The following is a 25,494-nucleotide window of genomic DNA, read 5'->3' as shown; positions in this document are numbered from 1 at the left end:
GCATGCTCACTCTGCACACGGCGGCCCTGCTGCGCCGCGACCGGGACGGCGAGTCGTTGCCCGACCACGCCGTACTGGTCAGTGGCGACCGGATCGAGGCCGTCGGCCCGCTGGCCGAGCTGAGTTCGGCGTACGGCAACGCCCGGGTTCGCCGCTGGCCCGGCACGCTGGGGCCGGGTCTGCTGCACGACCGTCCGCTGCCGCCCGCGCCGACCCCACGTGAGCGGGTGCACGCGCTGCTGCGTACCGGGGTGACGGCGGTGCTGGCGGAACACCTGAGCAACCCCGCCCTGCGGGCCGCCGCCGAGCGCGGCGACCTGCTGGTGCTGACCACCGCCGTGGCGCCGACCCTGCGGTCGGCCGGGCGGGCCGATCTCGCGGTGCACGGCGTCGACGGGGCCTGCCTGGTGACAGTGGTCGCCGGTCGGATCGTCCATCGTCGCGCCTGAACAGGTCGGGATCTCTCCACTGTGGAACGGGCCGATTGAATCGGGGTCGCCCGATGTCCGCCGTCCTCGATAGCATCCGCTGCCCCCGCTGATCGGAAGGCGGGGACCTCGGGGAAAGGTGGATGAGGGATGACCCTCATACCTGGCACGACGACATCCGCAAGACCGGTCCGGGCACTGCTGGCCATGGGGCTTTCCGTTGCGGTCGCCGCCGGGGCGCTCACGCTCACGACCGCGCCGGCCGCGGCGAACGAGGCGCTCTCCGTCGACGACAACCAGCCGCCGGGTGTGCCGACCGAGCTGCGAACCTCCGACGAGCCGTGCACGACGGCCGAGCCGTACCAGTTGTGGCAGAACGACGACCTGGCGCTCTCCGCCGTCCTGCACGACCCGGACGTCGACGAGAACGGTGGTGCCGACCGGTTGACCGCTACCTTCGCGCTCTGGCCGGTCGACGAGCCGACGGCTCGGATCGAGCGATTCGGGTACAACGGTCGGGAAGGCGATCGGGAGAGCGGCCTCTTCGAGCGGGAAACGCTCACCCACGACCGGTTGTACGCGTGGCAGGTCCGGGCGGCGGACAGCCAGGCGACCGGCGAGTGGAGTGGCCTCTGCTACCTCCGGACCGACTTCCAGGGCCCGGAGGTAGCGCCGGTCGTCACCTCCACCGACTTCCCGGTCGAGGGCTGGCACCCGGCGCTGTCGGGTCAGTTCACCTTCGACGCGGCGGCGACGCCGGACGCGGTCGGCTTCCGGTACGAACTGCTCGGCGGCGACGGCGTCCACGCGGTGTCGGCGGACCAGCCCGGCGGCTCGGCCACTGTCACGCTCCGCCCGGATGCGGGGCCCAACACTCTCGTGGTGTGGAGCCTGGACGCGGCCGGGAACAGGTCGCCCGAGGCGCGGTACGAATTCCGGGCCAGCGACGTCGCGCCGATCATCACCGGCAGACTCACCGAGATCGGCGTGCCGACCACGTTCACCGTGCAGCCGCAGATGGCGGGTGTGGTCCGCTACCGGTTCCACCTGGACGGCGACCCCGAGCAGACGGTGGAGGCGGCGGCCGACGGCACCGCCACGCTGACCGTCACCGCGACCCGGGGCGGCAACCGGACGCTCTCCGTGACCAGCGTTACCGCCGATGGCGTGACCGCCACCACAGCGAGCACCTTCGCGCTGTCCACCGCCCCGAAGATAACCGCGACGGTCTATCGGCAGGGCGGCACCAGTGGGGGGCCGGGTGTGCCCGGTGTCTTCACCTTCACCCCGCGCCAGCCTGACGTGGTCAGCTACCGCTACAGCTTCAACACGGTGACCAGCACCGTGGCCGCGGCGGCCGACGGCACCGGATCGGTGACCTGGACTCCGACCAAGGCCGGGCTGACCATGCTCACCGTCTGGAGCATCGACCGGAACGGCGCCCAGTCGGGTTCGACGTCCTTCATCTTCTTCGTCGGCAATCTGCCGCCGAGCAACCCGGCCGGCAGCCCGGCTCAGGCCGGCGACCGGTAATCCGCCGCCCGGCCGACCGGCCCACCATCCCGTGCGGGTGGTGGGCCGGTCCAGTTACAGCGGTCGCGGAGGGCGATCCGGCGTACCTTGGGGATCATGTCTGTGCCGAACGATCCCGATCCCCGCCTCCAGTCGTACGCGGACCCGCAGCGGTTGGTCACCACCGAGTGGCTGGCCGAGCATCTGGGCGACGAGGGCCTCGTCGTCGTCGAGTCCGACGAGGACGTGCTGCTCTACGAGTCCGGTCACATTCCCGGTGCGGTCAAGGTCGACTGGCACCTGGAGCTGAACGATCAGGTGACCCGGGACTACCTGGACGCCAAGAGCTTCGCCGAGATGTGTGCCGCGAAGGGCATCGGCCGGGGCGACACTGTCGTCTTCTACGGCGACAACTTCAACTGGTGGGCCGCGTACGCCCTCTGGGTCTTCACGCTCTTCGGCCACGCCGATGTGCGGCTGCTCGACGGCGGCCGGCAGAAGTGGATCGCCGAGGGACGCGAGGTGACCCGCGACAAGCCGGCTCGCCCGCGGGCCGACTATCCGGTGCCGCTGCGCGACGACGCGCCGCTGCGGGCCTTCCGTGAGCAGGTCATGGCGCACGTCGCCGCCGGGCGGCCACTTGTCGACGTCCGGTCGCCTGGTGAGTACACCGGCGAGATGCTGCACATGCCGGACTACCCGCAGGAGGGCGCGCTGCGTGGTGGACACATCCCGGGCGCGGTCAGCAAGCCGTGGAAGTCCGCCGCCAACGAGGACGGCACGTTCAAGTCGGCCGACGAGCTGAAGGCGATCTACGCCGACCAGCTCGGGCTGAGCCCGGACGACGACGTGATCGCGTACTGCCGGATCGGCGAGCGGTCCAGCCACACCTGGTTCGTGCTGCGGCACCTGTTGGGCTACCCGCAGGTGCGCAACTACGACGGGTCGTGGACCGAGTGGGGCAACCTGGTCCGGGCACCAGTCGTCAAGGGCGACCAGCCCGGCGGCCTGACCGTCTGACCAGGTCGTCGTGTGATCGACTCGGGTTTCCTGATGTCGGGCCTCCCGCTCGCTCGGACGTCGCGCTATCAATGAACCCGAGTCGATCACGTCGAGACCCTTGTCAGCTGGCGAGTGCGAACACGCCGCGCAGGTCGCGGACGATGCCGGTGATCTCGCCGGTCTCCGGGTGCCAGCGCGCCAGGGCGGCCGGTTCCAGCCGGAGCAGCACCGCGCCCTTGTTGTCCCAGCCCAGTACGACACAGCAGCCCTTGCTGCGATCCCTGCCCAGGTCGAGCAGGTGGAGCACGGCGCCGGTGCGCGCGTCCAGCACGGCTGCCCCCTCGGCGCCGTCGATCTCGCTGCTGATGATCCAGGCTGCTCGGGCCAGTCGTTCGCCGTGTAGCCAGCCCCGGCCGTAGAACTCGTTGACCTGGTAGGGCGATGGCAGCGCCGAGCGGTTGATCGGCTGTTCGGAGCGGATTTCGCCGTCCCGGGCGGTCCGGGTGCGTAGCTTCAGGCCGGCCCCCTCGCCGTACATGTCGATCAAGGGGGCCTCGCGGCCGGCGGCCGGGTCAGGTGCGATCAACTCCCAGGTCGACACGTCGATCGTGCTGGCCGCCCCGGTGACCCGGTCCACCGCGTACGTCCGGTCGTCGCCCCCGACCAGCACCCGGTCGTGCGCCCACACCACCTGCTCCAGGTAGCCGTCGAGCGGTATCCGGCGGACGGCAGCCGTGGTGAGGTCGATCATGATCAGCTCTTTGGCCTGCGCGAACGCCGCCGACCGGCCGTCCGGCGACAGTACCCCCGGCTTCAGCGCGGGCGCCTCGTTGCCGCCCTCGTCCCGGGTCGGTGCCAGCGTCACCACGTCGAGGCTGCGCACCACGCCGTCGTTGCCGAGCACCCGGACCGGGCCGTTCGCGTGGTACTCCTCGTCCACCGGCTGGAACAGCGCCAGTGCCTGCTGGACCGGTCGCTCGGAGAGCGGCACTGTCGCCGGGTCGCCGAGCTTGGCCAACGGATCGGGCGGGAAGGTCAGCTCGGCGGGCGGTTTCTGCACCGGCCCCGCGTGGGACGGGTCGACGGTCGGGGTGAGCGTGGGGCCGACCGGAGGGACCGGCGCCGGGTCGGCGGGCGGTCGCAGCGCCGCCACGGTGCCGCCACCGACCAGCACCACGGCCAGGGCGACCACTGCGACGGCCCGCCGGGTACGCCGAGTACGCCGAGCCCGCTCCCATCCGGCGGCGGCCGGCTGGCTGGGGAGCACGTCCTCGACGCTGACGGTCAGCAGTCGGCGCAGATCCTGCTCGTTCACGGGTTCACCTCCAGGCCGCTGGCCAGATCGGCCGAGCCTCGGCTCGGTCGGGCATCGCGGGCGAGTTCCGGGGCCACCTCGCGGAGTCGGCGCAGCGCCGCGTGGCACTGGCTCTTCACGGTGCCGACTGTCACCCCGAGCGCCTCGGCGGTGGCGACCTCGGTCAGGTCCTCGTAGTAGCGCAACACCAGCACGGCCCGCTGCCGCGGTGGCAGCAGGCCCAGCGCGTCGTGCATCGTCAGCCGTAACGCGCCGTCACGGTCGTGGGCCACCTGGTCCGGCGGCGCGGCGCTGAGCCATTCCCGGCGCCGGCGACGCCACCACGACACCGAGTCGCGGTAGAGGATGGCGCGCACGTACGCGGAGGGGTCGCCGTCGCGGACCGAGGACCAGCGCAGCGCCAGCTTGAGCAGCGCGTCCTGGAGGAGGTCTTCGGCCTGATGCCGGTTGCCGCAGATCAGGTAGGCCGCCCGGAGCAGCCGGTGCTGGTGGTTCTCCACGAAGGCGAGGTAGCCGTCGCGTCCGTCGTCCTTCGTCGGCGCCATCCGCCCCCCTCCCGGCCGTCGCGCTGTACGCGTCATCTGGCAGACGCACGGGAGGCGGCAAAAGGTTGGGTCAGCTCGGTGGCGTTCCGGTCAGGTAGCGCTGGAGAGTCGGCGCGATCCAGGCGACCAGCTCTTCCGGCGGGGTGTCCACCATGGGCGGCAGGCGAACGATGTACCGGGTGAAGGCGAGGCCGAGTATCTGACTGGCCACCAGGCCGGCCCGTCGGGCGGTCAGCGCCGGGTCGCTGCCGAACGTGGCCACGGCGGCGGTGAGCTGGTCGGCGAAGATGCCGCGCATGCGTTCGGCCGCGCCGGGGTTGGTGCTGGCGGCCCGCAGCAGCGCCACCAGGGTCTCGTCGCCCTCCCAGCGGGCGAGGAAGTGCCGGACCAGCACCTCGCCGAGTCGAGCGGGCGGCACCGAGGTCAGGTCGGGCAGACGTAGGTCGAACTCGGCCGCCGCCGCGAAGAGCCCCTCCTTGCTGCCGTAGTAGCGCATGACCATCGACGGGTCGATCTGGGCGTCGGCGGCGATGGCCCGGATCGTGGCGCGCTCGTAGCCGTCCGCCGCGAACCGTTCCCGGGCCGCTCGCAGGATCGCCGCCCGGGTGGCGTCGGAGCGGCGGGGCTGGGTCGACTGCGTGGACGGGGTCATGCCAACGACCGTAGGCCAACAGGTGTTGACACGCAATCGGGCGGGCCCTAGCGTTGCCAACACATGTTTGCCAACGGGTGTTGGCAACGGTTTCTGGAGGTGGCCATGAGCACCGACGTCCTGGTGGTGGGTGCCGGCCCCACCGGTCTCGCCACCGCGTTGACGCTGGCCCGGCGCGGGGTCGAGGTGACAGTGCTGGACCGGTTGGCCGTGCCGCCGACGACCTCTCGTGCCGCCGTCGTGCACGCGTACACCCTGGAGGTGCTGGACCGGATCGACGCCGCGGCGCCGCTGATCGCCCAGGCGGTGCGGACGCCGCGTTTCACCGTGCGCGACCGGGACCGGGTGCTGCTGTCGGTGCCGTTCCACGAGTTGCCGTCCCGCTTCCCCTACGCGCTGCTGGTCTCCCAGGCGGTCACCGAGGCCGTGCTCACCGAGAAGTTGGCCGAACTCGGTGTCCAGGTACGACGGCCGTGCCAGCTCACCGGGCTGAGCCGCACCGGTGACGGCATGCTCGCGCAGGTCGACGACGAGGCGCTGCGGGCCCGGTTCGTGGTCGGTGCGGACGGCCTGCACAGCACGGTTCGGCAGTTGGCCGGGATCGGCTTCACCGGCAGCAGCGACGAGGAGTCCTTCGTGCTCGCCGACGTGCGGGTGCGCAGCGTGCTGCCCCGCGACGAGGCGGCGCTCTTCCTCGCCCGCCCCGGGCCGCTGGTCTGGGCGCCACTGCCCGGTGGGGTGGTCCGGTTGGTCGCCGCCGTGGCCACCGCCCCGGCCGAACCGGATGCGGCCTACCTCCAGGCGCTGCTCGACGAGCGCGGCCCGGCGCGACGACCCGACCGGGTGACCGAAGTGCTCTGGGGTTCCCGGTTCCGGGTGCACCACCGGATCGCCGACACCTTCCGAGCCGGGCCGGTGCTGCTGGCCGGTGACGCCGGGCACGTGCACAGCCCGGCCGGTGGGCAGGGCATGAACCTCGGCATCTGCGACGCTGTCGCGCTCGGCACCGCAGTGGCGGACGTGCTCGACGGCGGCCCGGAGACGCTGCTCGACGACTACACCGCCCGGCAGCGGCCGATGGCCGAGGACGTGCTGAGCTTCGCCGCCGGGCTGACCAGGATGGCCGGCGTCTCCCCGGCTCGTCGGCCCGCCCGGGACGTGCTGCTCCGGCTGCTCGGTGCCGTCCCACCGGCCCGCCGACGCATCGCGCTGCGGCTGTCCGGGCTGTCGCACCGGGAGCGGACGCCGGGTTAGCCCGCGCGGCTCGACACAGCGGACGCGGCCGGTCGCAGTGTCCGCCACGCGGCGACGGTGACCAGCGCGAACGTCCCCGCCGCCGTGCCCGCCACCGGCGCCGTGCCGTACGCCGCGGCGGCCAACCCGGCGAGCGCCGCCCCGAGCGGTGCGGTGAGCAGACCGACCATCCGCTGGGCCGCACCGACCCGGCCCAGCAGGTCGCTCGGCACCTGCCGCTGCCCGTACGACGCCCACAGGCTGTTCCATGCCACGGTGCCGGCGGCGAAGACGGCCAGCGCGATCCCGCCCGACACCGGATGCCGAGCCAGCGCGAAGCCGGTCAGCGCCATGGTCTCCACGGCCAGCACCGCACGCAGCGCCGGCACCGTGCCGAGCCGGGCGGCCAGCCGCCCCGCCCCGAGCGCCCCCGCCACGCCCCCGACGATGGCGGCGGCGGCGAACAGCCCGTACCCGGCCGGCGGCACCCGGAGCACGTCCAACGCGTAGAGCACCAGCACCGCCATGATTCCGCTGATCGCCAGGTTGCTCGCGGCGGTGAGCAGCGTGACCCGCCACAGCGTCCGGTGCGCCCGCAGCCAACGCAGACCCTCGACGATCTCGCTCCACACCGAGCCGCGCCGCCGCGCCGTCGCCGGAGTGATGGCGGGAGGCGGACTGAGGGCCAGCACGAGCAGGGCGGCCGCCCCGAAGGTGACGGCGTCGAGGGCGAACGGGAGGGCCGGGGCGACGGCGAACAGGACACCGGCGGCGGGCGCTCCGAGGAATCCACCGGCCACCGCCGACCCCGCCTGGAGCCGGCCGTTCGCCCGGGGCAGCGCGTCCGCCGGCACCAACGCGGGGAGCAGCGCGAACGACGCGGAGTCGAAGAGAGTGCCCAACGTGGCGAGCAGGAACGCCGCCACCAGCAGCACCAGCACACTGACCCGGTTGAGCGCGACCACCACTGCCAGCGCCGCCACCACGGCCGCGCGTACCCCGTCGACCAGCGCCATCGTCCGACGACGGTCCCAGCGGTCCGCGTACACGCCGCCGAGCAGGCCGAAGAGCAGCGGCGGCAACTGCCCGGCCACGGTGACCGCCGCGATGATCCGCGGATCGCGGGTCACCGTCGCGGCCAACAGGGCCAGTGCCGGGGTACGCAGCGCGTCCCCGAACCGGGACGAGACGGCCGCGGACCACAGGAGCCGGAAGTCCCGGCCCAGAGCGGAGGAAGTCATGCCGGCGACCGTGCCGGTTCGACCGGGTCGAGGGTCAAGCCGCCGGGCAAAAGGGGACCGCACCTGTCGGTGATCATGGGTACGGTGAGCGCCGGCATCGGGACCGGGGAGACAACAGGCGTGGACCACACTTTCCAGGTCGACCTACGTGGCGTGGTTGACCTGCTCAGTCATCACCTCTACGGCAGCCCGCGGGTCTACGTCCGCGAGCTGCTCCAGAACGCGGTGGACGCGATCACCGCCCGACGCAGGACCGAGCCGGACGCGCCGGCGCTGGTACGCATCGAACCCCCGGACAGCACCGGCGACGGCACGCTACGGGTGCACGACACCGGCATCGGCCTGACCGAGGCGCAGGTGCACGAGCTGCTTGCCACCATCGGCCGCAGCTCGAAGCGCGACGAGCTTGGTTTCTCCCGGCACGAGTTCCTCGGCCAGTTCGGCATCGGTCTGCTGTCCTGCTTCCTGGTGGCCGACGAGATCCAGGTGCTCACCCGGCACGGCGACAACCCCACGGTTCGCTGGACCGGGTACGCCGACGGCCGCTACGCGGTGACGGTGGCCCCGCCGGAGGCCGCCCGCGCCGAGCCGGGCACCACCGTCACGCTGGTGCCCCGCCGCGACGCGGACCAGTGGTTCAGCACGGCGACCGTCACCGACCTGGCCCGGCTCTTCGGCGCGCTGCTGCCGGTCACCGTCCGCGTCGGCGACGTCGTCACCACCACCGGGGAACCGCCCTGGCCGACCACGCCGGGTGCGCCACTGGACCGCGCGGCGCTGATCCGGTACGCCCGGGAGACGCTCGGCGTGGACCCGTTCGACGTCCTGCCGCTGGCCGTGCCGGAGGCCGGGCTGACCGGTGTCGCCGTCATCCTGCCGACGCCGGTGAACCCGGCGGCCCGGGCCGGGCACCGCGTCTACCTCAAGCGGATGCTGCTCACCGAGAACGCCGACGGGCTGCTGCCGGAGTGGGCGTTCTTCGCGCACTGCGTGGTGGACGCGACCGAGCTGCGCCCGACCGCCAGCCGGGAGGCCCTCTACGAGGACACCCTGCTGACGGCGACCCGGGAGGCGCTCGGCGACCAGGTGCGCGGCTGGCTGGTCCGGTTGGCCCGGCACGACCCGCACCGGCTGGCCGAGTTCCTCCAGGTGCACCACCTCGGCGTGAAGGCCCTGGCGCTGCACGACGACGAGATGCTCCGGCTGGTCGACAGGTGGTGGCCCATGGACACCAACGTCGGCACGCTCACCCTCGCCGAGTTCCGGGAGCGCTACGGCGTGGTCCGCTACGCGGCGAGCCTTGACGAGTTCCGTCAGCTGGCCGCGGTCGCCGCCGCGCAGGACCTGGCGGTGGTCAACGCCGGCTACACGTACGACACCGAGCTGATCGAGCGGCTGCCGGTGGTGGACCGCTCGGTGCTCATCGAGCGGCTGGAGCCGAGCGACCTCACCACCCGGTTCGACGCGCTCGACCCGCAGGTGGAGTTGGCGCTGCGACAGTTCCTCACGGCAGCGCAGCGGGCCGTCGAGCGTTCCGGCTGCGAGGTGGTCATCCGGGCGTACGACCCGGTATCGCTGCCCGCGCTCTACCTGGTCAGCCGGTCGGCGGCGTTCAACGACCAGCTCGCCGCCAGCCGGGACCGGGCCGACGAACTGTGGGGTGGAGTGCTCGACGCGCTCGCCGCAACCGCCCCGCCGGACCGTCCGCAGTTGGTACTCAACCACCGCAACCCGCTGGTACGACGGGTGACCATGCTGAGCGACCCGGAGCTGGTCGGTCTGGCCATCGAGGCGCTGTACGGGCAGGCGCTGCTGCTCGGCCACCATCCGATCCGCGCCGCCGACGCGGCGTTGCTGAACGATTCCTTCCTCGGCCTGCTCGGCCGGGCTGTCCCGGGACGGGAGTGAGCATGAGCGACGAGGATCTGTGGCGGGTGCTGCGCGGCATCGCCGACATGCCGTACGGGGCGGGGCAGATCGCCGCGCTGGAGCAGCTGCTGCGTCGGGTGGACGCCGCCGACGATCGGCACCTTGCGTTCGTCACCCGGATGCAGGCCACCACCGGCTACATCTACGGCGGTGAGCCGGCCAAGTCCTTCGTGACCTTCTCCTGGTGCCTGTCCGAGTTCGACAGTGACCCGCAGCCGTACCACCAGCGTCACCTGCACAACCTGCTCTGGCACTTCAAGTACATGATCAACGGCCTGCTGAACTTCCCGGAGGTGCCGCTCGACCGCACGTACGCCGTGCTGGACGACATGGAACGCCGCTACCGGGCCGGCGGGCACAGCCTGCAGGCCGTGCACAAGCACCGGTTCCGGGTCGCCGACCACGTGGGCGACGTCGAGGCAGCGGCGCACTGGTACCGGCTCTGGCAGACCACCCCGCGCGACGGCCTGTCCGACTGCGCCGGTTGCGACCCCACGAGCCAGGTGGGCTACCTCGCCGACACCGGGCGGGACGTGGCGGCGGTGGAGCTGGCCGAGCCGGTGCTCGCCGGCCGGCTCAACTGCAACGAGCAGCCGCAGTCGATCCTCACCGCGCTGCTCCTGCCGTACCTGCGGACCGGGCGGACCGAGGAGGCGCGGGACGCGCACCGGGAGGCGTACCGCCGGCTGCGCGGCAACCTCGCCAACCTGTGGGACATCGCGGACCACGTCGAGTTCAGCACGCTGACCGGCAACGAGGCACGGGCTCTCGAGCTGGTCGAGCGGCACCTGGACTGGCTGGACCGGCCGCCGTCGCCGGCCGCCGCCATGCACTTCGCGGCGGCGGCTTCCGCCGCGCTGCGTCAGGCCGGCCCGTCGACCGTGTACCGCCGGGCCGCCGAGGGCCGGCCGGCCGCCGAGGTGTCGGCGGCGTCGTTGGCGGACGAGCTGGCCGAGACCGCGACCGGTCTGGCCGCCCGCTTCGACGCCCGTAACGGCACGAGCCACCAATCGGAGTGGATCGCCAGTCGGCTGGCCGTGCAGGCGAGCGGGGAGCATGTGCCGCTGTCCGCGAGCGTCCGCCGCCGCCCGGCCCGCCCGACCCGTCCGGTCGGGGAGGAGCCCGGCGCACCAGCGTCGTCCACCGAGCGCGCCGAGCGAGGGCGAAGCGGTAAGGGTGAACGACCCGCCGTGACCGTGCCCGCCGACGCCGGCCCGGACGATCTGCTGGACCTCGCCGAGCAGAGCTGGGGCCGGCACGACCGGGCCACCTTCCGCGCGGCACTCGTCGCCTTCGACGACCGGTTCGGCTCCGCCGAGCTGCCAGCCCGCACGTCCGCGCACCGGTTGGCGCTACGGGCGTCGGAGCGTGGCGACGAGGACGACATCGATGGTGCGATCACGCTGAATCGGGCGGCGTTGGAGCTGTACCGGGAGGCGGACGACGAGGTGGCCGCCCAGACGGTCGCCGGGCGGCTCGGCGTGTTGTTGACCCGGTCCGACGAGGACACCGAGGAGGGCCTGCTGCTGGTCCGGGAGGCGGCCGACGTCCTGGACCGGCTCGGCGACGCCCAGCAGCGGGCGGCCGGACACGACCGGGTGGCGTTGGTGCTGCTGCACCGAGAGCGTTGGGCGGACGCGCTCGCCGCGCTCGACCGGGTACCGGCCGACGCGGGCGGCGATCGGCACCTGGCGGCCCGGATCGCACTGCACCGGGGGCACCTGCTGGAGCAGTTGGACCGCGTCGACGAGGCCCGCGCCGCCGTCGACGAGGCACGCCGGAGCGGCCGTGAGTTGGGTGTCGGCGAGGTGGTCACGGGCGCCTGCCTGGCGTACGCCAGGCTGGTCGACGACCCGGCGGACGCCGTGGCCGCCTGCGACGAGGCGTTGGAGGCGGCACTGGCGGACGCGGAGCTGCCGGTCCGCGTCACCCGTGCCAGGGCGTTGCTGTCGGCCGGCCGGGCACCGGACGCGGTGGACGACTTCGTCGAGGCGGTGACGCTGTGCGTGGAGCGGGGCGCCGAGGGGGACGCGTTCCTGCGGTGGGAGCTGGCCAACGCGTACCGGATGGTGGGCCGGCTCGCCGAGGCCGCCGAGGTCGCCGAGGAGGCCGTGCTCGGCCTGGATCGGCTCGGCGCCCAGGCGGAGGCCGACCGCTGTCGGCACCTGCTGGCCGGCGTCTACGCCGGACTTGGTGAGATCGATCCCGCGTTGGCCCTGTTGGAGCAGTTGGCCAGCAATCTGGACGGACCGGACAACCTCCCGCACCGGGCACAGGTGCTGGAGGAGGCCGGCGGGATCCTCTACGACGCCGACCGGGACGCGGCGGCGGGCGAGCGGTTCGCCGCCGCGGCTGAGGCGTACCGGCTCGGTGACCTGCCGCTGGACGAGCTGCGTGCTCGCCGGCGGGAGACGTACGCCTGGTTCTGGGCCGACGACCGGGACGCGGCGTCGCGCGCCGTCGAGGTGGTGGACGGGTTGGCGGCGAAGCTGGCCGGGCAGGCCGAACCGCCGGTGCTGTACGAGCTGGCGATGGCGGCCGAGGCCGGAGCGCGGGTGCTCACCGGGGAGGAGCGACTGGACGAGGCCCTGGGCCGGCTCACCGGAGTGCCGGACCGGTTGCGCTCGATCGAGGCGTTCGGCGAGGCCGCCCAGGTGGAGGCCCTGATCGGTGAGTTGCTGCTGCGCCTGGACCGGCCGGCCGAGGCGGAGCCGCTGCTGCGCCGCGTACTCGGTGGGTTGCCGGCCGCGTCGCGGCAGGTCCGCCAGACGGCCTGGCTGCTGGCGCGGGCGCTGGATCTGCTCGATCGGCCCGCGGAAGCCGCAGCGCTGCGCGCGGAGCACGACCTGGACGAGGACGACTGACCTCGGTGGCCGCCCCTGGCCAGGTCAGGGGCGGCCGGGCCCGGGGCGGACGGAACTGACCGGCAACCATCGTGGGCTCCTCGCGGTCTAGGCTTGCCCGGTGACGGTGGAGCAGCAGGCACGGGGTGCGGCGGGTGCGGGCCGGCGCAGGTCCCGCAAGGACGAGATCCTGGAGATCGCGGTAGGTCTGTTCGCGGCGCGTGGTTATCACGGCGTGTCGATGGACGACATCGGCGCGGCCGCCGGGGTCACCGGTCCGGCGCTCTACCACCACTTCGCCGGCAAGGAAGCCATGCTGGCCGCCGCGCTGATTCCGGTCAGTGAGGGGTTGCTGGCCGGTGGGCGGGAACGCGCCGCCGGGCGTTCGGACGACCCGCGCGGCGTGCTGGAGTCGCTGATCGACTTCCACGTCGAGTTCGCGCTGGCCAACCCGGCGGTGATCGCGTTGCACCTGCACGAGCTGGACCGCCTGCCCGAGGAGCCGCGGCGCCGGATTCGTCGCCTGCAACGGCTCTACGTCGAGGAGTGGGTGACAGTGCTCACCGCGCTGCACCCGGGGATGCCCGACGGTGAGGCGCGGGTGCTCGCGCACGCCGCGTTCGGCCTGATGAACTCGACGCCGTTCCTCGGTGGTGAGGTGGACCGGCGACGCCGTGCCGAGCTGCTGCGCGGCGCGGCCCTGGCCGCGCTGCTCGCCTGAGCCGACTCGTCAGAACCGTGCCGGTCATGATTCCCTGACATCGTCCCACCATCCGGACGCCGGGAGGAAACATGATCGAGTCACTGCTGGTCGCCAATCGGGGCGAGATCGCCCGCCGGATCATCCGGACCGCGAAGCGGCTCGGCATCCGCGTGATCGCTGTGCACTCGGAGGCCGACGCCGACCTGCCGTTCGTCGCAGAGGCGGACGAGGCGGTCCTCATCGGCCCACCGAACCCGGCGCTGAGCTACCGCAACACCGAGGCGATCCTCGCCGCCGCGAAGTCGACTGGCGCGCAGGCCATCCACCCCGGGTACGGCTTCCTGTCGGAGAACGCCGAGTTCGCCCGTACCGTCGAGGCGAGCGGCCTGATCTGGGTCGGACCCGACGCGGACGCGATCACCGCGATGGGCGACAAGATCAACGCCCGGAACCTGATGGCGGCGGCCGGTGTTCCGGTCGCGCCCGGCACCACCGACCCGGCCGCCGACCTGGACGCCGCCGTGACGGCCGCGGCCGAGATCGGCTACCCGGTGATGGTCAAGGCGGCAGCCGGCGGTGGCGGCATGGGCATGGGCGTGGCGGTCGACGAGGCCGCGCTGCGCACCGAGTACGACAAGGTGCGCGCGTTCGCCGAGCGGATGTTCGGCGACGGTTCGGTGTTGATCGAGCGGTACTTTCCCCGGGTACGGCACGTCGAGGTGCAGATCCTCGGCCTGGCCGACGGCCGGGTGGTGGCGCTCGGCGAGCGGGAGTGCTCGGTGCAGCGACGCAACCAGAAGCTGGTCGAGGAGTCCCCGTCGCCGGCGGTCTCGCCGGAGCTGCGATCCCGGCTCCTGGCGGCGGCGGTGCGGGCCGGCGAGGCGGTCGGCTATCGCAACGCCGGCACCGTGGAGTGTCTGCTCGACGCAGCCACCGGCGAGTTCTTCTTTCTGGAGATGAACACGCGGTTGCAGGTGGAGCACCCGGTGACCGAGTACGTCTACGGCATCGACCTGGTCGAGGAGCAGTTGCGGGTGGCCTCCGGGTTGGCGCCGACGTTCGACCCGGACGCGTTGACCCCGAGTGGGCACGCCATCGAGATGCGGATCAACGCGGAGGACCCGAAGCGCTTCCTGCCCGGCCCGGGTGTGATCAGAACGTGGGTGGAGCCGACGGGCGAGGGCGTCCGGGTGGACTCCGGCTACACCGAGGGCAACACCGTCACCCCGTTCTACGACAGCCTGCTGGCCAAGCTGATCGTCAGCGGCGCGACCCGCGACGAGGCGCTCGATCGCGCAAAGGCAGCCGTCGCCGCCTTCCAGATCGAGGGTCCGAAGAACAACGTCCCCTTCTTCGCCGAGCTGCTGACCAACGACGAGTTCCTCTCCGGCGCCTACGACACGGGAATCGTCTCCCGTATGCGCTGACCGGCCAGCCGTCGACAGTCGTTCGGCGGCGAGGCAAGACTGGTTCGCGCGCCCTTTGCTCTGCTTACCTATACGCGCCAGCGGTTGTCCGGTGACGGACAGTTACCGTCGCACATAGGGCAGCAGAGCAAAGCGGCCTACATGCTGTCCCGATCCGACGTCACAGCGAGGTGACCGATGAGTCAATTGCCAGATTCCGTCTCCATTCGTGAGGTTGGGCCGCGGGACGGGTTGCAGAACGAGGACCCGATCCCGACCGACGCCAAGGTGCGGCTGCTCGACGCTCTCTCCGGCACCGGCGTACGCCGAATCGAGGCGGTGTCGTTCGTGCACCCCAGGGCGATCCCGCAGATGGCCGACGCCGACGAGGTGTGGCAGCGGGCGGTGAAGGCCGACGGAGTGCGGTACTCCGCGCTGGTGCCGAACACCCGGGGCGCCCAGCGGGCCCTCGCCGCCGGATTCACCGAGATCGAGGTGGTGGTCTCGGCCAGCGACACCCACAACCGGCGCAACGTCAACCGGTCCACCGACGAGTCGCTGGACGACATCGCCGAGCTGATCGACCTGCTGCACGGTGCGTCGGCGCGGATCGAGGTGATCGTGGCGACCAGCTTCGGCTGCCCGTACGAGGGGGACATCGACCCGCAGCGGGTGGCCGCGATCGTGGACCGGGTCGTCCGCGACGGCGCGGACCGGGTCGCCTTCGGCGACACCACCGGCATGGGTACCCCACGTCGGGTCCGCGAGCTGCTGACCGCGGTCCGCGACAGCAACGCGCACGTGCCGGTCCTGCTGCACTTCCACAACACCCGGGGTACGGCGCTGGCCAACCTGCTGACCGCGTTGGAGCTGGGGGTGACCGAGTTCGACGCCAGCGTCGGTGGCCTCGGTGGCTGCCCGTACGCGCCGGGAGCGAGCGGCAACCTGGCCACCGAGGAGGCCGTGCACATGCTGCACGACATGGGTATCGACACCGGCATCGACCTGCCGGCGCTGATCGAGGTGGCGGAGTTGGCCGAGGAGTTGCTCGGCAAGAAGCTGCCGTCCGGTGTGCTGCGGGCCGGTCCGCGTACCCGGCTGACGCCGCTGCCGAGCTGAGGACGCGACGAAGGGGCCGGCGCACCCGCCGGCCCCTTCCACGTGCCAGGTCGATCAGCTCACTGAGGTGAGCGCGCCCGGCCAGCTGTCGCGGAAGATGTCCGCGCTGCGGTCGGTGGCGCTGAACGTGCCGGCGAAGAGGTTGCTGACCCGGTTCGCCTCGGCGGTGCTCGGGTAGGCGTTGGTGCAGCTGGTGCCGGCGCTGCCGCCGGACATCAGCAGCGCGCAGTTTCCGTTGTAGTTGTCCGGCAGGCCGAGGATGTGCCCGATCTCATGGGTCATGATCCGCAGCACGCTGTACTGGGCGGCCTGCTGGGTGTCGATGTAGACCCGGCCGTTGCCGAGGCTGGTCCGCACGGCGTACGAGCCGCCGCCGGTGATCCGGTAGATGCGCAGGTTGGAGCCGCAGTTGGCGGAGAGCGTCAGGTTGACTGTGGCGTTGTTCCAGATCGAGGCGGCCTGGTTGGCGACGCTGGCGTAGCTTCCGGCCTGGCTGGTGTTGTAGCAGATGGTCATGGCGGCGGACGCGGGCGACGGGTTGGCGACCGTGATGCCGAGGGTGGCGAGTGTCGTCGCGAGCAACGCGACGGCGAGCCGATTGAGTCGTGAGGTCATCGCTGACTCCGATCTGGGAAGAGGGGTGCCAGGAGCCTAGCGATATGTATTCACGTTTTTCAATGTCTTACTCTCGGCTTCACTGTCTGGTTCGCTCGTAGGTCGCCGACAACCTCGCCGATGCGCTAGCCTAACGATCGTTCAGGTCAGTATGGCGGAGGAGTCGGCGTGACGCTCGACGGTGAGGCACTGGAGCAGCTGCGCAAGCGGGCCCGGTCCGGCGGCGCGGACAAGTACCACGCGGCCAACGCGGCCAAGGGCAAGCTCTTCGCCCGTGAACGGGTCGCGCTCCTGGTCGACGAGGGCTCGTTCGTCGAGGACGGCCTCTACGCCAACACGATGGCCGAGGGGCTGCCCGCCGACGGCGTGGTGACCGGCACCGCCACCATCGACGGCCGACAGGTCTGCCTGATGGCCAACGACTCCACAGTCAAGGCCGGCAGCTGGGGCGCCCGCACCGTCGAGAAGATCATCAGGATCATCGAGCGGGCGTACGGCGCCGGCGTGCCGATGGTCTACCTGGTCGACTCGGCCGGCGCCCGGATCACCGACCAGGTCGATCTCTTCCCCGGCCGGCGTGGCGCCGGCAAGATCTTCTGGAACCAGGTCCGCGCCTCGGGCTCGATCCCGCAGGTCTGTGCGCTGTTCGGCCCGAGCGCCGCCGGTGGGGCGTACATCCCGGCGTTCTGCGACGTGGTGGCGCTGGTCGACGGCAACGCCAGCATGTACCTCGGCTCCGACCGGATGGTCGAGATGGTCACCGGCGAGAAGACCACCCTGGAGGCGATGGGCGGGGCGAAGGTGCACACCGCCGAATCCGGCGTGGGGCACTTCCTCTGCAAGACCGAGGCCGACGCGCTCGACGTCGTGAAGACCTACCTGTCGTACCTGCCGGCGAACTGGACGCAGGCGCCGCCGACCGCACCGGCGGTCGCCGCGCCCGCGAAGGCCGACCTGGCCGCCCTGGTGCCGGCCAGTGAGCGGCAGGCGTTCGACATGCGGCGGTACGTCAAGGGCCTGCTCGACGAGGGTTCCTTCTTCGAGATCCAGGCGCTCTGGGCCAAGGAGTTGACCATCGGCTTCGGCCGCCTCGACGGTCAGGTCGTCGGCGTGGTCGGCAACAACTCGATGTTCAAGGGCGGCGTGCTCTTCGTCGACTCGGCCGACAAGGCCACCCGGTTCGTGCAGCTCTGCGACGCGTTCAACGTGCCGCTGCTCTTCCTCAGCGACGTGCCCGGCTTCATGGTCGGCAGCGCCGTGGAGAAGCAGGGCATCATCCGGCACGGCGCCAAGATGATCACCGCGATCTCCGAGGCGACAGTGCCGAAGATCTGCGTCGTGGTCCGCAAGGCGTACGGCGCCGGTCTCTACGCGATGGCCGGCCCCGGGTTCGAGCCGGACGCGACGATCGCACTGCCGACCGCGAAGATCGCCGTGATGGGCGCCGAGGCTGCCGTGAACGCGGTCTACGCCAACAAGATCGCCGCCATTGCGGACGAGGACGAGCGGGCGGCCTTCGTCGCCGCCAAGCGGGCCGAGTACGAGCAGGACATCGACGTCGTCCGGCTGGCCAGCGAGCTGGTGGTGGACGCCATCGTCGAGCCGCACGACCTGCGCACCGAGCTGGTCCGTCGATTCGCGGCGGCGCGTACCAAGGATCGGCACTTCTCCCGCCGTCGGCACGGCGTCACCCCGGTCTGATCATCGGCTCAGGCCCGCACAGCGACCCGCCCCCGGCGTCACGAGCGCCGAGGCGGACCGTCCTTACAGGAGGATGAGATGGACTTCCGGCTCACCGACGAACAAGCGGCGCTGCGCGAGAGCGTGCGGGAATTCGCCCGCGAGGTGATCGCCCCGGTCATCGCCGAGCACTACGAGCAGCACACCTTCCCCTACGAGGTGATCCGGCAGATGGGCAAGATGGGCCTGTTCGGTCTGCCCTTCGCCGAGGAGCACGGCGGCATGGGCGGCGACTACTTCGCGCTCTGCCTGGCCCTGGAGGAGTTGGCCCGGGTCGATTCCAGCGTGGCCATCACGTTGGAGGCGGCGGTCTCACTGGGCGCGATGCCGATCTACCGCTTCGGCACCGAGGAGCAGAAGGCGACCTGGCTGCCCCGGCTGCTCAGCGGCGAGGCGCTGGCCGGCTTCGGTCTCACCGAGCCGGGCACCGGCTCGGACGCCGCCGGCACGCAGACCCGGGCGGTGCTGGACGGCGACGAGTGGGTGATCAACGGGTCGAAGGCGTTCATCACCAACTCGGGGACCGACATCACGGCCATGGTCACTGTCACAGCGGTGACCGGCACGAACCCGGACGGCTCCAAGGAGTTGTCGGCGATCATCGTGCCGACCGGCACGCCCGGGTTCGCCGTCGCGCCCGGATATTCCAAGGTGGGCTGGACCGCCTCGGACACCCACGAGCTGACCTTCGACGACTGCCGGGTGCCGGCCGCCAACCTGCTGGGCGCCCGGGGTCGGGGTTTCGCGCAGTTCCTGCGGATCCTCGACGAGGGCCGGATCGCCATCGCCGCGCTCGCCGTCGGCCTCGCGCAGGGCTGTGTCGACGAGTCGATCAAGTACGCGAAGGAGCGGCACGCCTTCGGTCAGCCGATCGGCGCCAACCAGGCCATCCAGTTCAAGATCGCCGACATGGAGCTGAAGGCACACACCGCTCGCCTGGCGTACTACGACGCCGCCGCACGGATGCTGGCCGGTGAGCCGTTCAAGCGGCAGGCGGCCATCGCCAAACTGCACGCCAGCACGATCGCTGTGGACAACGCCCGGGAGGCCACCCAGATCCACGGCGGGTACGGCTTCATGAACGAGTACCCGGTGGCCCGGTTCTGGCGAGACTCCAAGATCCTGGAGATCGGCGAGGGCACGAGTGAGGTGCAGCGCATGATCATCGCTCGGGATCTGGGCCTCTGAGTGGCCCAGCCGAACTGATCGGCCGGTCGTCCCGGACGGACTGTCCGTACGGCTGTCGGGTTTCGGCGAGCGGGCGTCAGTAGCCCGACGTTCGACTGCCGACGGTCGGAGTCCATCCGTACTCTTCGTGCCCATGACTCCGGATCATGACTGGTCGCGGAGCCCGGCCGGACGTACCACTCTGCCGGAGCTGCTCCGCGGGCATCGACGCGCCGCCGGTCTCACCCAGGCCGAGCTGGCGTCCCGGGCCGGGGTGGGTGTGCGGACGGTGCGTGACCTGGAGCGTGGCCGGTCGATCCGGCCACAACGCACCACTGTCGAGCTGCTCGCCGGGGCGCTGGCGCTGACCGGCACCAGCCGGGCGGTGTTCCTGGCCGCGGCCCGCGGCGCCGGTGCCGAAGCGGCCTCGCCGGACGCCACCTCGACGACGTTCGCGGTCGGCGGCAACGCCACGTCGGCGGCCGCACCCGCCGACCCGTCGGTCGCGCTCCCGCCGCCGGTCGCGTTGATCGGCCGGGAGCGCGACCTCACCGAGCTGGCCGGGATGCTGACCGCGGAGCGGGGGCCCCGGTTGGTGAGCCTCGTCGGGTTGGCCGGCGTCGGCAAGACCGCCCTGGCGACGTCGGTGGCGCACCTGGTGGCCGCCGCCCACCCGGCCGGTGTCGCCGGGGTGCTGGTGGGCGAGGGCGCGGACGGTCCGGACGTGCTCGCCGCATCGATGTCAGTGCTCGGCGTGGCGCGCCTGCCCGAACTCGTGGCGTTGCTCGCCGGGCGGCCGACGCTGCTGGTGATGGACGCGGTGGAGCGCGCCCCGGGCCCGGTGGCCGCGACAGTGCACCGGTTGCTCGGCGCGCTGCCCTCGCTGCGGGTGCTGGTCACCGGGCGACACCCGGTCGGGTTGCCAGGCGAGCGGGTCTGGCCGGTCGCGCCGCTCGACGTGCCACCACCGGAGGCCGAGCACTCCGGACTCGAATCGTGGCCGGCGGTGGCGTTGTTCACCGCCCGGCTCGCCCAGGTCCGCCGTGAGCCACCCACCCCCGTCGAGCTGCCCGCGCTCGCCGCGTTGGTGCGCCGGTTGGGCGGGCTGCCGTTGGCCATCGAGCTGATGGCCGCCCGGGGCCGTCTCCTCGACCTCACCGAACTGCTCGACCGGTACGGCGACCGGGTGCTCGACCTGGCCACTCCCGCCGACGCGTCCGCCCACCCGGCCTGGGACGCACCGGAGGCTCTCGGCAGTCGGACGAGCGGACCCGACACCCGTGCGGCGGCCTCGGTCGCCGTTACCCTGCGGGACGCGGTGGCGTTCAGCTACCGCCTGTTGGCGTCGGACGAGCAGGCCGCGCTGCGGCAGCTGGCCGTCTTCGGTAACCGGTGGTCGGTCGAGTTGGCCGAGGAGATGCTCGCCGACGAGGCCGACCGGGACGGCGCGGTGGCGATCGACCCGGTTCCACTGTTGGACCGCTTCGTCGAGTTGGGGCTGCTGAGCGTACGCGGCACCGGGTCGTTCCGGTTCCGGCTGCTCGACGCGGTCCGTGACTACGCCGTCGAGCAGGCGGCCGGTGGAGGTGAGCTGACCTGTATCCGGCGTCGACACGCGGAGGTCATCGCGCGCCTGGTGGCCCGTACCGCCAGCGACCTGATCGGCCCACGGCTACCCGACGCGGTGCACCGGCTGGACGAGATGAGCAGTGACATCAGCTCGTCGTTGGCCCACGCGGCTACCGACGACCCGTTGACAGCGCTGCGGCTGGCGGCCTGTCTGACCCGCTGGTGGCGGTTCCGCGGACGCGACGTCGCCGGGCGGCAGTGGCTGCGGCGGCTGCTGGCGGACCCGCGGACCGCCGACGCCGATCCTCTTCTGCGTGGCTGGGCCGCACTCGGGGTCGCCCGGCTGGCGACGGAGCACGGCGCGGGTGCCGAGGAGTTGTCGACGGCCCGTGCGGCGTTGGACACCTTCCGGCAGGCCGGCGACGTCACGGGGGAGTTGGAGGCGCGAAACGTGCTCGGCACCCTGCTGATCTCCGTGGGGCGGCAGGACGAGGCTCGCGAGCAGGCCGAGGCGCTGCTGCGGTTGGCAGCCCGCAACGGGCGGACCCGGGACCTGGCGGTGGCCCAGAACAGCCTCGCCTGGCACGAGATCCGCGCGGGCGATCTGGCTGCGGCCCGCCGCCGGCTCGCCGCTGTGGACCGACTCGCCGCCGAGAGTGGGGAGCAGCGACTGCGGGTGCTGGGCTGGGCCAATCGAGCCGAGGTCGCCCGACTGGAGGGCTGGTACGCGGACGCCATCGATCGTGGCCGGCGGGCGATCGCGGCCCTGTCCGAGCTGGGTGATCCCGGGCGTCGCCGTCGGGTACTCGGGACCGTCGGGCTGGCGCTCGCCCAGGACGGGCGGGCCGCGGAGGCGACCGAGGTGCTGACCGAGTTGCGCGCCGGGGGCATGGAGGCCCTGCCGGCGCGGCCGGCCGTCCCGCGACCGCGCTCGGACGACGCGGCGCTGGCCTGGGGTGGCCCGGAGGCCGGGCTCTGTGCGCTGATCGAGGGGAACCTGGCGCTGCACCGGGGCGACCGGGAGTTGGCTGCCGAGTGGTTCGCGGCCGCCGCCGACCATGCGGGGCAGGATCGCCGCGACGTGGTGGAGGCGCTGGTCGGGCTGGCTGCGAGCACCGCGGACCCGTCGGTGCTCGATCGACTGGACCGGGTCTGTGTGGAGGGCGGCATCCGGCTGTTGCCGCAGGAGTCGGGCCTGCTCTACGCGCTGATCGCCGCCCGGGGCGGACCGGCTCGGTAGCCTGCGCTTTCTCCGAGTCGATCGCGACGGGAGAGTGGCGCGGACGAAGAGCCCCCTTGGTGCTACCCCTCGCTGATCGCCCGCGCCGTCACCCCCCGGTGATCCCCGGTGCAGGAAGCCTGCCACCGATGCGGTGGCAGAAAGTCGGCTTGGACCGAATCCTCCAGCTTGGCTGGGTCAGTTCTGCCGGTCTTTCTGCCGCTGCCGCCGCCCGACGGCGGGTGCTGATCAGTGCCGTCGGGTGGCGTTGTCGGTGGCGGCGACCTGCTCCGGGCTGACATCGTCACTGCCTGCGGTGGCGCACGGATGCGCGGCGTCGCGGACCCGCCGCAACCCGTCGAGGAGGGCCGCCAGCGCATCGGGGTCGAGCTGCCCGGTGAACCACTGCTCGATCATCTGCAGATGCCCGGGCAGCGTCTCGTTCAGACGTTGCATCCCGGCGGCGGTGACCACCGCGTACGAGCTGCGTCGGTCGTTCGGGCAGGCCCGGCGGGTGAGCAACCCGTCGCGCTCCATCCGGTCGACCACCCGGGTCACTCCGCTGGTCGACAGGGAGGTCTGTGCGGCGAGGTCGGTCATGCGTAGTTGGTTGCCCGGCGAGCGGGCCAGTCGGGTGATGACCTCGAACTCGACCGCGGAGAGGCCGTGTTCCTCGAGTTGGGCGTTGAACCGGGCTGACAGCCCGGCGTGTGCCTCGAAGAGCAGGCCGACGGCGGTGATCCGGGGATCGTCGAAGACGTTGGTCACCCGTTCATCATACCAGTGCTTGACACGGGGAATGTTGCAACAGTTATAGTTGCTCAAGCAGTCGTTGGGCTACTAAACAATCTCCTGGAGGACAGCACCATGACCAGCAGCATCGATGCGGTTACCCGCGACTGGGACAGCCTCACCATCCCGGCGGCCGGCACCTACGCGCTCGACGTGGCGCACAAGCGGGTCGGCTTCGTTGCCCGGCACATGATGGTGAGCAAGGTTCGCGGTGAGTTCAACGAGGCCACCGCCACCATCACCGTCGCCGAGGACCCGCTGCAGTCGTCGGTCGTCGCCACCATTCAGGCCGCCAGCGTCGACACCACCCAGGCCGACCGGGACGCTCACCTGCGCAGCCCCGAGTTCCTGGACGCCGAGAAGTTCCCGACGCTCGAGTTTCGCAGCACCGGGGTCAAGTCCCGTCGCGGCAGCGAGTTCGTGCTCACCGGTGAGCTGACCATCAAGGACGTCACCCGCCCGGTCGAGCTGGAGGTGGAGTTCGAGGGTGTCGGCCGCAGCCCGTTCGGCCAGGACATCTTCGGCTTCTCCGCGAGCACCGAGATCGACCGCGAGGAGTTCGGCCTGACCTGGAACGTCGCCCTGGAGACCGGGGGCGTGCTGGTCAGCCGCAAGATCAAGATCGAGATCGAGGGCGAGGCCGTCCGTCAGGCCTGATCCCCAGGGATCGCCGGAGGGTCAGGTGGGGGAATCCTCCCGGCGATCCGGTACGCAGGGCCCGCGCCGCACGTCGGCGCGGGCCCTGCGTCGTTCCCGCTGGTGGTAATTGTCACGGGTTGTTCGCACCGCAATCGGGTCCAGTCGGTCGACGACGGGGTACAGATGGCGCCACGAGCGCGTCCTCCCGGTCGACGTCGCATCACTGCCGTCGGCCTCTGGCCCCGGTCAGGTGGGCGCTCTTACCGTGGATGCTTCACAAAGCGCTTCCGGGACGGCATGATCCCGACCGCGCCGGCCGTCGGGAGGACACATGGGCAGGGACGTCTCAGAGGGCGCCTTCACCCGGGATGATCGCGTCCGATATCGGCAGAAGGTGCGGCGGTGCCTGGACGTCTTCGCCCTGATGCTTGACGACTTCGGCTTCGACGCCGACCGGCCGATGACCGGCCTGGAGATCGAACTCAACCTGGTCGACTCGGCCGCCGAGCCGGCGATGCGCAACGAGGAGATCCTCGCCGACATCGCGGACCCCCTCTTCCAGACCGAGTTGGGTCAGTTCAACCTGGAGCTCAACGCCGAGCCCCGACTGATCGAGGGCACCGGCTTCGCCGACTACGAGCACGACCTGCGCGGCAGCCTCTCCCGGGCCGACGAGCGCGCCGCCAGGTCCGACGCGAAGATCGTCCTGGTCGGCATCCTGCCCACCCTCACCGAGGGGCACCTGGTCGAGGACAACCTCTCCACCAACGAGCGTTACCGGGTGCTCAACGACCAGATCGTCGGCGCCCGGGGCGAGGACATCGAGCTGGACATTCGCGGCGTCGAGCAGTTGCGCACGCACACCGACTCGATCGCCCCCGAGGCCGCCTGTACGAGCCTCCAGTTCCACCTCCAGGTCGCCCCGGACAGCTTCGCCGACTACTGGAACGCGTCCCAGGCCATCGCCGGCGTGCAGGTGGCGGTCGGGGCGAACAGCCCCTTCCTGTACGGCCGCCAACTGTGGGCCGAAACGCGGATCGCGTTGTTCCAGCAGGCCACCGACACCCGCCCGGACGAGCTGAAGGCGCAGGGCGTACGGCCGCGGGTGTGGTTCGGCGAACGGTGGATCACCTCGATCTTCGACCTGTTCGAGGAGAACGTCCGGTACTTCCCGCCGCTGCTGCCGATCTGCGAGGACGAGGACCCGGTGGAGGTCCTGCACGCCGGTGGTGTGCCACAGCTCGGGGAGCTGCGGTTGCACAACGGCACCGTCTACCGCTGGAACCGTCCGGTCTACGACATCATGAACGACCGTCCCCACCTGCGGGTGGAGAACCGGGTGCTGCCGGCCGGTCCGACCGTGGTGGACATGCTGGCCAACGCGGCCTTCTACTTCGGGCTGGTACGCGGTCTGGCCGAGGCCGACCGACCGATCTGGAGTCAACTCACCTTCAGTTCCGCCGAGGAGAACTTCCACGCCGCCGCCCGACGTGGCCTCGACGCCGTGCTGCACTGGCCCGGGCTCGGCGACGTGCCGGTCACCAAGCTGGTCCTGGACCAGCTGCTGCCCACCGCCGCCACCGGCCTGGACGGGTTCGGTGTCGCCCCGGCGCAGCGGGACCGGCTGCTCGGCATCATCGAGCAGCGCTGCCGTACCGGCCGCAATGGCGCCGTCTGGCAGACCGAGGCGGTCTGGGCGGCGGAGCGGCACCAGGGCATGGACCGGACGGCCGCGCTACACCACATGGTCCAGCGCTACGCCGAACTCCAGCGCACCAACCAACCCGTCCACACCTGGCCAACCACCTGACCCCACCCACCCCCA

At 71.7% G+C, this 25,494-nt stretch carries 20 protein-coding genes; 14 read left to right on the top strand and 6 right to left on the bottom strand.

The genetic code is table 11. The features are described from left to right. Positions 1-2 precede the first annotated feature (2 nt). From ABZ794_RS09940 to ABZ794_RS09930, 3 genes are all read left to right on the top strand, one after another. Entirely contained in the window at positions 3-449 is a 447-nt protein-coding gene (locus tag ABZ794_RS09940) for a hypothetical protein (protein WP_357515079.1), read from the top strand. Between the two features lie 129 nt (positions 450-578). Next, the gene (locus ABZ794_RS09935) at positions 579-1,961 is read left to right on the top strand and encodes a hypothetical protein (RefSeq protein WP_357515077.1); all 1,383 of its coding nucleotides are present in this window, start codon (positions 579-581) and stop codon (positions 1,959-1,961) included. Between the two features lie 96 nt (positions 1,962-2,057). After that, positions 2,058-2,960 (top strand): sulfurtransferase, encoded by a 903-nt coding sequence (locus tag ABZ794_RS09930; RefSeq protein ID WP_357515075.1) that lies wholly within the window; start codon positions 2,058-2,060, stop codon positions 2,958-2,960. Between the two features lie 103 nt (positions 2,961-3,063). Here ABZ794_RS09930 and ABZ794_RS09925 read toward each other — a convergent pair whose 3' ends face one another. The 3 genes from ABZ794_RS09925 to ABZ794_RS09915 form a co-directional block, all read right to left on the bottom strand. Further along, the gene (locus ABZ794_RS09925) at positions 3,064-4,257 is read right to left on the bottom strand and encodes a hypothetical protein (RefSeq protein WP_357515073.1); all 1,194 of its coding nucleotides are present in this window, start codon (positions 4,255-4,257) and stop codon (positions 3,064-3,066) included. Continuing rightward, positions 4,254-4,802 (bottom strand): SigE family RNA polymerase sigma factor, encoded by a 549-nt coding sequence (locus ABZ794_RS09920; RefSeq protein ID WP_238687904.1) that lies wholly within the window; start codon positions 4,800-4,802, stop codon positions 4,254-4,256. Before ABZ794_RS09920 ends, ABZ794_RS09925 begins: the two co-directional genes overlap by 4 nt. A 70-nt stretch (positions 4,803-4,872) precedes the next feature. Further along, entirely contained in the window at positions 4,873-5,454 is a 582-nt protein-coding gene (locus ABZ794_RS09915) for a TetR family transcriptional regulator (protein WP_357515071.1), read from the bottom strand. A gap of 105 nt (positions 5,455-5,559) precedes the next feature. Here ABZ794_RS09915 and ABZ794_RS09910 point away from each other — a divergent pair, with 105 nt between their 5' ends. Further along, on the top strand, positions 5,560-6,708 hold the full coding sequence (locus tag ABZ794_RS09910; protein ID WP_238687902.1) for an FAD-dependent oxidoreductase: 1,149 nt from the start codon (positions 5,560-5,562) through the stop codon (positions 6,706-6,708). On the opposite strand, the gene ABZ794_RS09905 is transcribed toward ABZ794_RS09910, so the two are convergent. Next, the gene (locus ABZ794_RS09905; protein WP_357515068.1) at positions 6,705-7,928 is read right to left on the bottom strand and encodes an MFS transporter; all 1,224 of its coding nucleotides are present in this window, start codon (positions 7,926-7,928) and stop codon (positions 6,705-6,707) included. The genes ABZ794_RS09910 and ABZ794_RS09905 overlap by 4 nt on opposite strands. A 120-nt stretch (positions 7,929-8,048) precedes the next feature. Between ABZ794_RS09905 and ABZ794_RS09900 the strand changes: the two genes are divergently transcribed. The 5 genes from ABZ794_RS09900 to ABZ794_RS09880 all read left to right on the top strand — a co-directional run bounded on the left by ABZ794_RS09900 (position 8,049) and on the right by ABZ794_RS09880 (position 15,928). Then, positions 8,049-9,836, top strand: coding sequence for an HSP90 family protein (locus tag ABZ794_RS09900; RefSeq protein WP_210782162.1), 1,788 nt, complete (start codon positions 8,049-8,051; stop codon positions 9,834-9,836). A gap of 2 nt (positions 9,837-9,838) precedes the next feature. Beyond that, a complete protein-coding gene (locus ABZ794_RS09895; protein ID WP_210782164.1) occupies positions 9,839-12,721 on the top strand; it encodes a hypothetical protein in 2,883 nt (960 codons plus the stop codon). 100 nt (positions 12,722-12,821) lie between these two features. Beyond that, complete coding sequence (locus ABZ794_RS09890) at positions 12,822-13,421, top strand: TetR/AcrR family transcriptional regulator (protein WP_357515066.1); 600 nt, start codon at positions 12,822-12,824, stop codon at positions 13,419-13,421. A gap of 71 nt (positions 13,422-13,492) precedes the next feature. Next, positions 13,493-14,830, top strand: coding sequence for a biotin carboxylase N-terminal domain-containing protein (locus tag ABZ794_RS09885; protein ID WP_357515064.1), 1,338 nt, complete (start codon positions 13,493-13,495; stop codon positions 14,828-14,830). 177 nt (positions 14,831-15,007) lie between these two features. Beyond that, entirely contained in the window at positions 15,008-15,928 is a 921-nt protein-coding gene (locus tag ABZ794_RS09880) for a hydroxymethylglutaryl-CoA lyase (RefSeq protein ID WP_357515062.1), read from the top strand. A gap of 54 nt (positions 15,929-15,982) precedes the next feature. Here the strand turns inward: ABZ794_RS09880 and ABZ794_RS09875 are convergent, their stop codons facing one another. After that, a complete protein-coding gene (locus ABZ794_RS09875; RefSeq protein ID WP_210782173.1) occupies positions 15,983-16,543 on the bottom strand; it encodes a snapalysin family zinc-dependent metalloprotease in 561 nt (186 codons plus the stop codon). Positions 16,544-16,711: 168 nt separating this feature from the next. Here ABZ794_RS09875 and ABZ794_RS09870 point away from each other — a divergent pair, with 168 nt between their 5' ends. The 3 genes from ABZ794_RS09870 to ABZ794_RS09860 all read left to right on the top strand — a co-directional run bounded on the left by ABZ794_RS09870 (position 16,712) and on the right by ABZ794_RS09860 (position 22,259). Next, entirely contained in the window at positions 16,712-18,244 is a 1,533-nt protein-coding gene (locus ABZ794_RS09870; protein WP_238669690.1) for an acyl-CoA carboxylase subunit beta, read from the top strand. 78 nt (positions 18,245-18,322) lie between these two features. Beyond that, positions 18,323-19,471 carry an acyl-CoA dehydrogenase family protein gene (locus ABZ794_RS09865; protein ID WP_210782176.1) on the top strand — a complete coding sequence of 383 codons (1,149 nt, stop codon included), beginning with the start codon at positions 18,323-18,325 and terminating at the stop codon, positions 19,469-19,471. 133 nt (positions 19,472-19,604) lie between these two features. Then, positions 19,605-22,259, top strand: a complete 2,655-nt coding sequence (locus ABZ794_RS09860) for a helix-turn-helix domain-containing protein (protein ID WP_357515058.1) — start codon at positions 19,605-19,607, stop codon at positions 22,257-22,259. Positions 22,260-22,487: 228 nt separating this feature from the next. On the opposite strand, the gene ABZ794_RS09855 is transcribed toward ABZ794_RS09860, so the two are convergent. Beyond that, on the bottom strand, positions 22,488-23,006 hold the full coding sequence (locus ABZ794_RS09855; protein WP_210782180.1) for a MarR family transcriptional regulator: 519 nt from the start codon (positions 23,004-23,006) through the stop codon (positions 22,488-22,490). A gap of 99 nt (positions 23,007-23,105) precedes the next feature. On the opposite strand from ABZ794_RS09855, the gene ABZ794_RS09850 reads away from it, so the two are divergent. Next, entirely contained in the window at positions 23,106-23,687 is a 582-nt protein-coding gene (locus ABZ794_RS09850; RefSeq protein WP_210782182.1) for a YceI family protein, read from the top strand. Between the two features lie 313 nt (positions 23,688-24,000). Further along, a complete protein-coding gene (locus tag ABZ794_RS09845; RefSeq protein ID WP_210782184.1) occupies positions 24,001-25,479 on the top strand; it encodes a glutamate--cysteine ligase in 1,479 nt (492 codons plus the stop codon). Positions 25,480-25,494: the final 15 nt, after the last annotated feature.

This window comes from Micromonospora sp. NPDC047187 (assembly GCF_040643355.1).
Classification (GTDB): Bacteria; Actinomycetota; Actinomycetes; order Mycobacteriales; family Micromonosporaceae; genus Micromonospora; species Micromonospora salmantinae.
The sequence above is the reverse complement of the archived record's forward strand: the minus strand, read 5'-3'. Positions and strand labels throughout refer to the sequence as shown.